At 48.4% G+C, this 12,446-nt stretch carries 10 protein-coding genes and 2 tRNA genes; all 12 read left to right on the top strand.

Annotated features, from left to right (window positions below):
• Positions 1-88 precede the first annotated feature (88 nt).
• The 12 genes from tpiA (at position 89) to H5336_RS17230 (ending at position 12,445) form a co-directional block, all read left to right on the top strand.
• The gene (gene tpiA / locus H5336_RS17175) at positions 89-829 is read left to right on the top strand and encodes a triose-phosphate isomerase (protein ID WP_185235450.1); all 741 of its coding nucleotides are present in this window, start codon (positions 89-91) and stop codon (positions 827-829) included.
• Between the two features lie 20 nt (positions 830-849).
• A complete protein-coding gene (gene secG / locus H5336_RS17180) occupies positions 850-1,272 on the top strand; it encodes a preprotein translocase subunit SecG (protein WP_185235451.1) in 423 nt (140 codons plus the stop codon).
• Positions 1,273-1,389: 117 nt separating this feature from the next.
• A tRNA-Leu gene (locus tag H5336_RS17185) sits at positions 1,390-1,474 on the top strand.
• Positions 1,475-1,961: 487 nt separating this feature from the next.
• Positions 1,962-2,038: transfer RNA gene (locus H5336_RS17190), tRNA-Met, on the top strand.
• A 593-nt stretch (positions 2,039-2,631) separates the two neighbouring features.
• Entirely contained in the window at positions 2,632-3,093 is a 462-nt protein-coding gene (rimP, locus tag H5336_RS17195; protein ID WP_185235452.1) for a ribosome maturation factor RimP, read from the top strand.
• Positions 3,094-3,172: 79 nt separating this feature from the next.
• Positions 3,173-4,666 carry a transcription termination factor NusA gene (gene nusA, locus H5336_RS17200; RefSeq protein ID WP_185235453.1) on the top strand — a complete coding sequence of 498 codons (1,494 nt, stop codon included), beginning with the start codon at positions 3,173-3,175 and terminating at the stop codon, positions 4,664-4,666.
• 58 nt (positions 4,667-4,724) lie between these two features.
• The gene (gene infB, locus H5336_RS17205; RefSeq protein ID WP_185235454.1) at positions 4,725-7,433 is read left to right on the top strand and encodes a translation initiation factor IF-2; all 2,709 of its coding nucleotides are present in this window, start codon (positions 4,725-4,727) and stop codon (positions 7,431-7,433) included.
• Between the two features lie 35 nt (positions 7,434-7,468).
• The gene (gene rbfA / locus H5336_RS17210) at positions 7,469-7,867 is read left to right on the top strand and encodes a 30S ribosome-binding factor RbfA (protein WP_185235455.1); all 399 of its coding nucleotides are present in this window, start codon (positions 7,469-7,471) and stop codon (positions 7,865-7,867) included.
• 3 nt (positions 7,868-7,870) lie between these two features.
• Complete coding sequence (gene truB / locus H5336_RS17215; RefSeq protein WP_185235456.1) at positions 7,871-8,809, top strand: tRNA pseudouridine(55) synthase TruB; 939 nt, start codon at positions 7,871-7,873, stop codon at positions 8,807-8,809.
• 127 nt (positions 8,810-8,936) lie between these two features.
• Positions 8,937-9,206, top strand: coding sequence for a 30S ribosomal protein S15 (rpsO, locus tag H5336_RS17220; RefSeq protein WP_185235457.1), 270 nt, complete (start codon positions 8,937-8,939; stop codon positions 9,204-9,206).
• 252 nt (positions 9,207-9,458) lie between these two features.
• Positions 9,459-11,585 (top strand): polyribonucleotide nucleotidyltransferase, encoded by a 2,127-nt coding sequence (gene pnp, locus H5336_RS17225; protein WP_185235458.1) that lies wholly within the window; start codon positions 9,459-9,461, stop codon positions 11,583-11,585.
• A gap of 68 nt (positions 11,586-11,653) precedes the next feature.
• Complete coding sequence (locus H5336_RS17230) at positions 11,654-12,445, top strand: MipA/OmpV family protein (RefSeq protein WP_185235459.1); 792 nt, start codon at positions 11,654-11,656, stop codon at positions 12,443-12,445.
• Position 12,446 lies beyond the last annotated feature (1 nt).

The raw sequence follows: 12,446 nt of genomic DNA on the forward strand, positions 1-12,446 counted from the left end.
GTTCTTCGCTACTATTTGCGCCCGTTTTGCCGGGGCTCCAGAATTTTCCATCAAGCTAAGCTAGAGCAAACAAAAAAGGTAGAGCCTTATGCGTCGACAGATAGTAATCGGCAATTGGAAAATGAATGGCAGTGTTACTGCAAATTCGGAGTTGCTGGCAGAAATCTTAGATCAGTGGACCGGAGTACATCAGGCAGAAGTTGCTGTGTGCCCTCCGTATCCTTATCTTGCAGCTGCCGCCGTGCAATTGGATAATTCCAATGTTGGGCTTGGAGCTCAAGATATCAGTACCCAGTCGAGTGGTGCATACACCGGAGAAATTTCCGGCGATATGTTGACTGACGTTGGCTGCCGTTATGTGTTGGTAGGCCATTCTGAGCGCCGCGAGTACCACGGCGAAACATCAGAGCTTGTTGCTGAGAAATTTCAGGCAGCTCTTGATAAAGGATTAACTCCCGTGCTTTGTGTTGGTGAAACTCTGGCAGAGCGTGAAAATGGTAAAACCTTCGATGTTATCGGTCAGCAGTTATTAGCTGTCGTTGAGCATTGTGGTTTGCCAGGTGTTGCAAAAGGTATTATTGCCTATGAGCCTGTTTGGGCAATTGGCACTGGAAAAACAGCTACTCCGGAAATGGCTCAGGATGTACATTCATACATTCGTGAAGTGTTAGGGCCAGAAGGCGATCAAATGCGTATTCTTTACGGTGGCAGCGTTAAGCCTGACTCGGCAGAAGGTCTGTTTGGGCAGAAAGATATAGACGGTGCTTTGGTGGGCGGTGCTTCATTAAAGGCCGAAGATTTCGTCGCTATTTGCCGAGCGGCTGAATAAGCGAATATAGAGACACTACAATGGAAAACTTAATACTTTTGGTTCACCTGCTGACTGCGTTGGCCGTTATTGGTTTAATTTTACTGCAGCAAGGTAAAGGCGCTGAAATGGGTGCATCTTTTGGCGCTGGCGCCTCGCAGACGCTGTTTGGCTCTGGTGGTTCGAGCAACTTTTTTTCTCGAATGACCGCGATATTAGCCACGGTGTTTTTTATAACCAGTTTTTCACTTGCGCTTATAGCCAAACAGAAAACAATGGTGGATGACAGTTTGTCTTTACCTGAGCTGGAGCAGCAAGCTGAAATCCCTGTTCTAGACGAGTCTGTTGGTGATATTCCTGTGCTTGAAGGGGCTGATGCGGCGGTGGATAGTGATATCCCTAGTCTTGATGCTTCGAATGAAGAGCCTGATGTGAGCGACATGCCTAAAGTGCCTGTTGAGTAAGAAAGTTTCCAAAGCTGTTCAGGTGGGTGACGCACCGGTTTGTGTTAATGACGCGAAGCGTGTCAAGAAATCACTTTGGACGGGTTTAGTAGTGGAAGTATCGAAATGAGATTAATTGCCCAAGTGGTGGAATTGGTAGACACGCTATCTTGAGGGGGTAGTGGCGTAAGCCGTGCCGGTTCAAGTCCGGCCTTGGGCACCATATTGAAAAGGCTCTCCAGTTTGGAGGGCCTTTTTTTTCGGGGGTGTGCCTACTGAAGTTGATTGGCGTTCTGTCGGGGTTGTGGGTCAGCAGTTTGTTTCGGTTGGCGGTATTTGCGGGCGCCTTAAGTTGAGGGCTTGGGGTGCGCGGGGTAAGTGATTCTTGGTGTTATCTTATAATATTTCCTTGAGTGTTTTCTTGGCGGCGGCAGTTGCGGTTGGTGCGCTTTGGGCGTGTGCTCTTTCCTGGGCGTTCTGTTGTTTGGGGTTGAAATGAATTGAGTGAGTGGCGTAGTAAAACTGCGTGCGCCCACGAGAGCTACTCCGCTGTATTTGGGCCCTACTAATCCGAATTTCGCGGGCGTGGAATACTATTATAGGTTTTAAGTTTAAACGCCATTAATTGTCCTTGACGCACCAAATACCTGCCCCTATAATGCGCCCCCTCTGCTGTAGAGCTAGAAGCATTTAGCCCTCGGCAGTACTGGTGCGGGGTGGAGCAGTCTGGTAGCTCGTCGGGCTCATAACCCGAAGGTCGTTGGTTCAAATCCAGCCCCCGCTACCAACTTATAGCAAGGTGAGATGTTTGAAATGTTACGCCCGAACAGGGCTCGCTTTTAACCTCTTGCCGGTAGCAACCGGGCGAAGATCGTTGGTTCAAATCCAGCCCCCGCTACCAACTTATAGTAAGGTGAGATGTTTGAAATGTTACGCCCGAACAGGGCTCGCTTTTAACCTCTTGCCGGTAGCAACCGGGCGAAGATCGTTGGTTCAAATCCAGCCCCCGCTACCAACTTATAGCAAGGTGAGATGTTTGAAATGTTACGCCCGAACAGGGCTCGCTTTTAACCTCTTGCCGGTAGCAGTCGGGTGAAGGCCGTTATTTAAAGGTCAGCCTCTACTACACCATTTAAAGGTTTCACGACTTAGTGCGTTGAAACAGGCAGTAGTGTTCTGCTTTCGAGAGGCCCCAATTTGGGGTTTTTTCGTATCTGGAGCAGCGTGGTTTGTTGATGGTCACTTTGTTTTAGCGCAGACTTAAAATATGCTCGGCATGTTGGCTGCATGCGTGTTGTCGTAGAAGTGGGCTTTATGCCCATTTTTTGTTTTTAGATTTGCAGGTAAGGCGCTGAGCCTATTTGTAGAGGCTGGATAAATTTGGCTGGTAAGCAATCGCAATTGGAAGAGTTGTTGGAACCTGTTGTTGAATCAATGGGGTGTGAGCTCTGGGGGCTTGAATATTTTGCCCAGGGCAGAAAGTCTATGTTGCGTATTTATATTGATAAAAAGCCGGATGGTGTTTTGGTCGAAGACTGCGAGAGCATAAGCCGTCAGATTAGTAGCGTATTGGATGTCGAGGACCCCATTACTGGTGAGTACACGCTTGAAGTGTCTTCCCCCGGAATGGATCGGCCGTTATTTAAACTGAAACAATTTGGCGAGTATGTCGGAGAAACCATCGCAATCAAACTGCGGGTAGGTTTTGATGGCAGGAAGAAGTTTACCGGTCTGCTGAAGGGCATAGAAAACGACGAAGTTATTTTGGAGGTGGATGCCGAAGAGTATTTGCTTCCTTATGAATTAATAGATAAAGCGAGCGTTATTCCTCGCTTTAGTTAGCTTATCTCAGATTGCCTGTGGCAAATAGTTTATAAATGTTGGGTAATTTTTTCGAATTTAAGGATTCAGAGGCAATTCGATGAAAAAAGAAATTTTGTTGGTCGCAGACGCAGTTTCTAACGAAAAAGGCGTTGATCAGGATGTTATTTTTCAGGCTATCGAAATGGCTTTGGCTACAGCCAGCAAAAAGCGTTACGACGAAGACTCTGACATTCTAGTGACCATCGACCGTAAAACCGGTGATTACGAAACTGTTCGTCGCTGGTTGGTTGTAGACGATGACACTTTGGCCGAATTGGGTACACAGTTCACTACTGAGGAAGCGCTTGAAAAGGATGCTAATCTCACCCCTGGTGATGTGTACCAAGAAGTGGTCGACAACGTAGAGTTCGGCCGTATTGCCGCACAGACCGCCAAACAGGTTATTGTGCAAAAAGTACGCGAAGCCGAGCGAGCGCAAATTGTAGATCAATACCGCGGTCGAGTGGGTGAGTTGATCTCTGGAACAGTTAAAAAAGTTACCCGCGACAATATTATTATTGATTTGGGTAGCAATGCGGAAGGGCTTTTACCTCGAGAAGAGCTTGTTGGCCGCGAAGTTTTTCGTATGAATGATCGTATTCGTGCAATGTTAGTGGATGTTCGCCCAGAAGCTCGTGGTCCGCAGTTGTTTTTAAGCCGAGCCTGTTCGGAAATGCTAGTAGAGCTGTTTAAGATTGAAGTGCCTGAGATTGCAGAGGAAGTTATTTCTCTGAAAGCCGCTGCGCGCGACCCTGGCTCACGCGCCAAGATCGCCGTATCTACCAATGATGGACGTATCGATCCGGTTGGTGCATGTGTAGGTATGCGAGGCTCCCGAGTGCAGGCGGTATCCACTGAACTGGGGAATGAAAGAATTGATATCATCCTGTGGGATGATAACCCCGCTCAGTTTGTCGTTAATGCTATGGCGCCAGCCGAAATTGAATCCATTGTTGTTGATGAAGAAACAAACGCAATGGACCTTGCCGTTAATGAAGATAACCTTGCACAGGCGATTGGCCGTGGCGGTCAGAACGTTCGCCTGGCATCTGAACTTAGTGGTTGGGATATCAACGTCATGAGCGTTGAGCAGTGGAACGAAAAGCAGGAGCAGGAAGCGGGCAGCTCGAAAGAGGTGTTCATGGAAGCGCTCGATGTAGAAGAGGACGTTGCCGATATTTTGGTAGATGAAGGCTTCACTACATTGGAAGAAGTGGCGTATGTTCCGCTCGAAGAGTTTCTCGCTATCGACGGTTTTGATGAAGAGATTGCCAACGAGCTTCGCAGTCGCGCGAAAGATGCACTGCTTACGCAGGCTCTTGCCAGCGAAGAAGAGACGGCTGGTCAGGAACCTGCTGAAGACCTAGTGTCGATGGAAGGTATGGACAAAGAACTGGCTTCAACCTTAGCGGCCCGAGGCGTTATTTCCATGGAGGATCTTGCTGAGCAGTCAGTTGACGAGCTTATCGAGATTGCTGGAATGGACGAAGGTCGTGCAGCAACATTGATTATGAAAGCGCGTGAACCATGGTTCGCAGAAGACAGTGAGTAAATCGCTGTCGCGCTACTGAAAAATTGAGTCAAATTTAATACGGGACTGAGACAAATCTATGGCTGAAGTAACTGTAAGTGAACTCGCCAAGTCTGTAGGGGCTTCTGTTGATCGCATCTTAAGCCAGATGAAACAGGCTGGGCTTTCACACCAGAATTCAGACGACATGGTGTCTGATGAAGAAAAGCAGACACTTCTGGCTTTTCTAAAATCCAGTCATGGAGAGTCGGCTGCGGCACCGAAAAAGATCACCTTAAAGCGTAAAACTACGAGTACCCTCAAAACGGGCTCCGGTAGCTCTAAGAAAACCGTAAATGTAGAGGTGCGCAAGAAGCGTACTTACGTAAAACGTGATGTTTTGGACGATGCTGAAGAAGTTGTAGAGGCAGTTGAAGAGGTCGTGGAACCCGTTGAAGAACTTGTCGCCGCGCCAGAAGTTGAAACACCTGACATTGCACCCGTAGCAGAAGCTGCGCCCGTTGAGGCATCTGTCGATGTAGAGAGCGCATCAGCCGTTGTAGAGGAAGCGGCAACACCTTCCTTTGTGGACGATGCTGAAATGCTGCGTCAAAAGGCCACTCAAGCCCGTCGCAAAGCTACCGAAGCTGAAGACTTGGCGCGTAAAGATGCCGGCGATAAGCGCAAAGCTGAAGCTGAAGCACAGGCTCAAGCTAAGGTGACTCCTCCGGTAGCCGGCGAAGATAATACCTCCGCTGATGAGCGTAAACATGGCCACGGTAAAAAGCCGAAGGCTAAAGAGACCGAAGCTGGATTTGACGAAGACGCAAAGTCCAAACACAACAAAAAAGCGGGTAAAGCAGTCAAAAAAGTGGCCGCACCTAAAAAAGCGTCGTCGGTTCTTGATTACGTTGAAGATAAAGAAGAAATTGAAGAAGTTATCCACTCCGCCAAGCCGAAAAAATCTCGTGGAGGTTCGTCGGCTCGAGCATCTATTCGCCCTGTTATTAAAGTTCAAAACCGTCATGGCTTTAAGCGGCCCACGGGTAAATTGACCTATGACGTTGAGATACCTGAAGACATTACTGTTTCAGGCCTCGCTCAGCGTATGAATGTGAAAGCGGGTGAAGTTGTTAAGCAGCTGATGAAGCTGGGAACTATGGCAACAATAAATCAGCCACTCGAGCAAGAAACCGCGCAGTTGGTTGTTGAGGAGCTTGGGCACAACGCAATTTTGGTTAGCGGCAACGAAGTTGAAGTAAAGCTGCGCAACGAAGTCACGTCTGACGAAGGTGCAGTTCTGGTTAGCCGTGCGCCTGTTGTTACTGTAATGGGTCACGTTGACCACGGTAAAACATCGCTACTTGATTATATTCGCAAATCTAAAGTTGCCTCAGGCGAAGCCGGTGGTATTACCCAACATATCGGTGCTTACCGAGTGGGTACCAGCCATGGCGAACTTGCATTTTTAGATACTCCAGGCCACGCCGCGTTTACCGCCATGCGTGCTCGTGGAGCTCAGTGTACAGACGTTGTTATTCTCGTTGTGGCAGCTGACGACGGTGTCATGCCGCAAACGGAAGAAGCCGTTCAGCACGCACGTGCCGCTGGCGTTCCGATTGTTGTGGCAATCAATAAGATGGATAAAGAGGCGGCCGACCCTGATCGAGTAAAGAACGAGTTGTCCGCTAAGGATGTTATTCCTGAAGACTGGGGTGGTGATACGCAGTTTATTCCTGTTTCCGCTCACACGGGTGAAGGTATAGAAGCCCTGCTTGAGGCTGTAGCCTTGCAGGCGGAGCTGTTGGAATTGAAGGCACCCTCCGATGTACCTGCTCGCGGTGTTGTTATTGAATCTCGTATGGACAAAGGTCGCGGTGTTGTTGCTACTGTTCTAGTTCAGGCCGGTGAATTAAAGGGTGGTGATATTCTATTGGCTGGCCAAAGTTTTGGTCGCGTACGAGCGATGACCGACGAATTTGGAGCGTCCATTAAAACCGCCGGCCCTTCTACGCCGGTCGAGCTTTTAGGATTGGATTCGCCACCTGAAGCGGGTGATGAATTCTTGGTGGTTCCAGACGAACGCAAAGCGCGTGAAGTTTCTGAATTCCGCTCCGAAAAAGAACGTAGCGAAAAGCTACAGCGTCAGCAGGCTGCGAAACTGGAGAATATGTTCTCTGGTATGGGTGCAAATGAGAAGAAAGTTCTTCCTATTGTGCTTAAAACCGATGTGCGTGGTTCGCTTGAGGCCATTCAGGCAGCATTACTTGATATGGGTAATGAAGAGGTTCAAGTGAACCTTATTGGTGGCGGTGTTGGCGGAATTACCGAAAATGACGTGAACCTCGCGCTTACGTCTGGAGCGATTGTTATTGGTTTTAACGTGCGTGCCGATACTACTGCTCGGCGATTGGCCGAAGCTGAATCTGCCGAAATTCGCTACTACAGTATTATTTATCAATTAATTGATGAAGTGAAATCCGCACTGTCTGGCATGCTTGATCCGGAGCGTGTAGAAGAGATTATAGGTATCGCCGAAGTCCGCGATGTTTTCCGCTCGCCAAAGTTCGGCCAGGTAGCTGGCTGTATGGTTGTGGAAGGTACTGTGTATCGTAGCAAGCCCATACGTGTACTACGTGAAAACGTTGTTATCTACGAAGGTGAGCTGGAGTCGTTACGTCGTTTTAAGGATGATGTGAATGACGTGCGCAACGGTACCGAGTGCGGTATCGGTGTTAAAAACTATGATGTAAAAGTCGGTGATCAGATTGAGGTCTTCGACGTTAAAGAAGTAGCCCGGGAGCTATAAGCACCCGGTGTTACTGGTAAGGGCGAAAAACACTAATGCCTAGAGAATTTAAACGTTCAGACCGGGTTGCGGATGCAATGCAGCGTAGCTTGGCCAATTTCATTCGTACAGAAATTGGCGACCCTCGTGTGGGTATGGTTAATATTAACTCGGTGGTCGTGACCCGAGACTTGGCAATTGCCAAGGTTTACGTGACTGTTGTTGGTGCGGAGTCTGATGCTGAAGCCGAAGCCTCTGTTGCCATCTTAAATAAAGCGGCTGGCTATCTGCGAACACTCGTATCCAAAGACTTGACGTTGCGCGCTACGCCCAAAATCTTGTTCTACTATGATGCAACGGCCATTCGTGGGCAGGTACTTTCTAGTCTTATCGATCGAGCGGTTGCTGAAGACCTCTCTCACCATTCCGAAGAAAACAACAGCGAAGAGGGTTGATCGTTGGGACGCAGGCGAAAGTTTGGGCGCCCAGTCAGTGGCGTTCTTGTTGTAGATAAACCAGCTGGTGTTACCTCTAATGATGTTGTGCAGCGCGCAAAGCGCCTGTTTTTTGCTAATAAAGCGGGGCATACGGGTGCCTTGGACCCATTAGCTACGGGGGTTCTACCTTTGTGCTTTGGCGAAGCAACCAAATTTTCTCAGTATCTTCTTGATTCAGATAAAGCCTATTTGGCGACATTTCGTTTTGGCCTCCAAACTGCAACCGCGGATGCGGATGGAGAGGTTGTTTTCCAATCGGATGCCAGTAAGCTAACTGAGCGAGCTTTAGAAAAAGCGATCGATCGCTACCGCGGTGATATCGAACAGATCCCTCCTATGTATTCTGCGCTTAAGCGTGATGGACGCCCTCTATATGAGTTGGCGAGGCAAGGTATAGAGGTGGAGCGCGAAGCCCGGCCTCTCACCATCTATAGCTTTGAATTACTTGAATTTCGCGCCGGAGAGTTTGCTGAAGCGGATGTCCGAGTCGAGTGCAGTAAAGGCACCTATATTCGCAGTCTTGCTGAAGATATTGGCCGCGACTTAGAGGTGGGTGGGCATGTAGCTACGCTGCGCCGTATAGTCGCCGGCCCTTTTCGCGAAGAGCAAATGGTAACGCTCGACGAACTTGAAGCCGAACGCGGGGAAGGTTTGGCGGAAGTGTTGGACCACCACCTTTTAAGTACTGATGCGCCAGTAGCGGATATGCCTCGGTTGACGCTGGATGAGCACAGTGGCTTTTATTTCCTTCGTGGTCAGGCGGTGACCAACAATCAGGTCTATCAGTTGGGTGACGAAGGTGATAAAGTGCGCGTTTTTCAGCATTCTGGTGAATTTTTAGGCGTTGGTGAAATTACCGATGATAGTCGGATCACCCCAAGTCGCCTTGTCGCGCAATAACTGAATATTGAAAAAGGATTGTACTTTCGGGTACAACTGACCCTCCTGTAAATATGCACGGGTGGGCCGGATAACGGCAGCCCTAGCTGGGTTGTTTTAGCATATTCATAGTAATGAGGAAAATATTATGGCACTCAGTGCTCAAGAAAAAGACGCAATCGTTAAAGATCATCAAACCTCTGCAACCGATACCGGTTCGCCAGAAGTTCAGGTTGCTCTGCTTACCGCTAACATTAACAAGCTGCAGGGCCATTTTGCCGGTCACAAGCAGGATCACCACTCTCGCCGCGGATTGATCCGTATGGTAAACCAGCGTCGTAAGCTGCTGGACTACCTCAAAGGCAAGGATGTTAATCGTTACGCTGCCTTGATCCAAAAGCTGGGTCTGCGCCGCTAAGCGTTAAGTTAAAAAGTGCCCGCCGTGTGCGGGCACTTTTTATTGTACTGCCAGTCTAATTTGGCTCATTCTCAAGGGGGCCTCGCGGTTCCAAAATAGAACGTTTCCTAAAAGTATTTCGCTGTGTGCCGATTGTATTCGGTGGACAGCAGGAATCGGAAAGCACCGTATGGTTTGTTTTCCGTATTTGAAGGTAAATGAGTAATTGAAAACGAAAGCGCAATGGGGCGCTTCAAACACTAAGGATAAGCAATGAATCCGATTATTAAAAAATTCCAATATGGTAAAGATACCATCACTCTGGAAACGGGCCGTGTTGCTCGCCAGGCGACGGGTGCAGTATTGGTCAGTATGGGCGACACCAGTGTGTTGTGTACGGTAGTTGGCGCCAAACAAGCTAAGCCAGGACAAGACTTTTTCCCTTTGTCTGTTCACTACCAAGAGAAAGCCTATTCTGCGGGTAAAATTCCCGGTGGCTTCTTCAAGCGTGAAGCTCGCCCTTCCGAAAAAGAAACCCTAACTTCACGACTGACTGATCGACCGATCCGTCCATTATTCCCGAATGGTTTTCTGAATGAGGTGCAGGTTGTCTGTACCGTTGTGTCTGCTGAAAAAAATGTAGACCCTGATATTGTTGCGATGATTGGTACTTCCGCCGCGTTGTCGATTTCCGGAATTCCATTCAGTGGCCCAATTGGCGCCGCACGTGTTGGCTACAGCCAGACTGAAGGTTATATCCTTAACCCAACATACTCTGCGTTGGCCGAATCTGAATTGAATATGGTTGTCGCCGGCACCAAAGATGCTGTGCTGATGGTTGAATCTGAAGCGAATGAACTGCCAGAAGATATTATGTTGGGTGCCGTACTTTACGCCCACCAGGAAATGCAGGCTGTTGTTCAGGCTGTTGAAGAGTTGGTTCGTGACGCGGGTAAAGAAAAGTGGGTGTGGGAAGCGCCAGCTATTAACGAAGAATTACAGGCTGCCGTTGCTAGTGGATTTGAAGATTCTATTGGCGTTGCTTACCGTATTACTGATAAGACCAAGCGTTACGATCGTTTGTCCGAGTTGCGGTCTCAAGCCATTCAGGAATTGGTCAGTGAAGATGCTGGTATCGACGCAGACGATGTTAAAAAGCTGTTCGCCAAGCTTGAAAAGCACATCGTACGTACCCGTGTTGTTGCCGGTGAGCCGCGAATTGACGGCCGCGACAGCAAAACTGTACGTCCGTTACATATTGAAGTAGGTGTTCTGCCTAAGGTTCACGGCTCTGCGCTGTTTACCCGTGGAGAAACCCAGGCTTTGGTCGTTTCTACCCTTGGTTCTGCACGTGATGCACAAATTATTGATGCATTGGAAGGTGAGCGTAAAGACAACTTTATGCTGCATTACAACTTCCCTCCCTACTCTGTAGGTGAGTGCGGTCGTATGGGGGCTACTAATCGTCGTGAAATTGGTCACGGCCGTTTGGCTCGACGTGGTATTGGCGCAATGCTGCCAAAGGCAGAGGATTTCCCTTACACCATGCGTGTTGTTAGTGAAATCACAGAATCCAATGGCTCTAGTTCTATGGCCTCTGTGTGTGGTTCTAGTTTGGCGTTGATGGATGCGGGTGTTCCACTTAAAGCGCCAGTGGCGGGTATTGCCATGGGCCTTGTTAAAGAGGAAAACGGCTTTGCTATTTTAACCGATATCTTGGGTGATGAAGATCATCTTGGTGATATGGACTTTAAAGTGGCCGGTACTGCCAATGGTGTAACTGCTTTGCAGATGGACATCAAAATCGAAGGCATTACTGAAGAGATTATGGAAAAAGCGCTGGAGCAAGCTTTGCATGCTCGATTGCATATCCTCACCGAAATGAACGCGGTAATTGCTGCTCCTCGTGAGAAGTTGTCTGAGAATGCTCCTCAGTATCACACCATGAAAGTTGATCCAGACAAGATCCGCGACATCATTGGTAAGGGCGGTGCAACCATTCGCTCCATTACCGAAGAAACCGGTGCGACGATTGATATCGACGATGATGGTACAGTGAAAATCTTCGGTGGTGATGGCGACAGCCTCAGCGGTGCTGTTACCCGTATCGAAGAAATTACAGCGGAAGCAGAAATCGGTCAGACGTATCCGGGTAAAGTTGTACGTATTGTCGACTTCGGCGCATTTATTAACTTCTTGCCGGGTAAAGACGGTTTGGTACACATTTCTCAAATCGCCCATGAGCGCGTGCAGAATGTTACTGACTACCTGAGCGAAGGTCAGGAAGTAGATGTGAAATGTCTGGATATAGACCAGCGTGGGCGAATCAAGCTCTCTATTAAAGAGTTGTTGCCGGTTCCAGACGCTGCTGAACAAGGTGGTTCTGACGACGCCGAGTAAGCTAAGCATGTTACTTAATTAAATTAAAGCCCGCACATGCGGGCTTTTTTCTGTACGCAGGAAATTAAATGCGTTATTTACTGTTTTTATTAATATTGACTGCGGCCACAGTATCGGCCGAAAAATTACCTAAGATTGAGCTTGGCGTTGGCTTTGCTACTCAGCACTTAAGAGATTATCGAGGCTCAACCGAAGCACAAACTCAGAGCTTACCATTTCCATTTTTAATCTATCGGGGGGAGAGGTTTCAAGCCGATAAAGACGCTATTAAGGGGCGTTTTTTGGAAGGTGATAACTGGGAGTTAAACCTCAGTGCCGAAGGCGCACTAAATGGTGGCAGTGGAGGGAATAGCGCGCGTGCTGGCATGCCTGAACTGAATTCCGCGGGTGAAATTGGACCTTCTTTGAATATAAACTTAAGTGGTGAGAGTGTGGATGAAGGCTGGGTTTTCCGCTTTCCGGTTCGGGCTGTGTTAGCGGTTGATACGTCTAGTATTGAGCATATTGGTTACAACGCCAACCCCAAGTTTACTTTCCGTAAGCCCGATGTGTGGCGTGGTTGGAATGGTAAAGTAGACTTGGGTGCTTTATGGGCCACGCAGGCGTATCACCAATACTATTATGGTGTCGATGACGTACATGTAACGCCTGAGCGTAACTTTTATGCTGCAGAATCTGGTTTTAGTGGCACCTATTTGAAAACGTCGATGAAGAAGCGCGTGGGTAAATTTTGGCTGGGCTGGAATTTACGTTATGACTATTTAGGTGCAACGGTGTTTCAAGACAGTCCGCTTATGGAAACTGACCACTATTTTTCGACGACCTTTGCCGTTAGTTATTTTTTCTGGCGCAGCCAGTAAC

The sequence above is a fragment of the Teredinibacter franksiae genome (genome assembly GCF_014218805.1).
Taxonomy (GTDB): domain Bacteria; phylum Pseudomonadota; class Gammaproteobacteria; order Pseudomonadales; family Cellvibrionaceae; genus Teredinibacter; species Teredinibacter franksiae.

What these genes read in the sequence shown, in the direction of transcription:
- tpiA (WP_185235450.1), top strand. Translation starts at nt 89, where the DNA reads ATGCGTCGACAGATAGTAATCGGCAATTGGAAAATGAATGGCAGTGTT.
- secG (WP_185235451.1), top strand. Translation starts at nt 850, where the DNA reads ATGGAAAACTTAATACTTTTGGTTCACCTGCTGACTGCGTTGGCCGTT.
- nusA (WP_185235453.1), top strand. Translation starts at nt 3,173, where the DNA reads ATGAAAAAAGAAATTTTGTTGGTCGCAGACGCAGTTTCTAACGAAAAA.
- infB (WP_185235454.1), top strand. Translation starts at nt 4,725, where the DNA reads ATGGCTGAAGTAACTGTAAGTGAACTCGCCAAGTCTGTAGGGGCTTCT.
- rbfA (WP_185235455.1), top strand. Translation starts at nt 7,469, where the DNA reads ATGCCTAGAGAATTTAAACGTTCAGACCGGGTTGCGGATGCAATGCAG.
- rpsO (WP_185235457.1), top strand. Translation starts at nt 8,937, where the DNA reads ATGGCACTCAGTGCTCAAGAAAAAGACGCAATCGTTAAAGATCATCAA.
- pnp (WP_185235458.1), top strand. Translation starts at nt 9,459, where the DNA reads ATGAATCCGATTATTAAAAAATTCCAATATGGTAAAGATACCATCACT.
- H5336_RS17230 (WP_185235459.1), top strand. Translation starts at nt 11,654, where the DNA reads ATGCGTTATTTACTGTTTTTATTAATATTGACTGCGGCCACAGTATCG.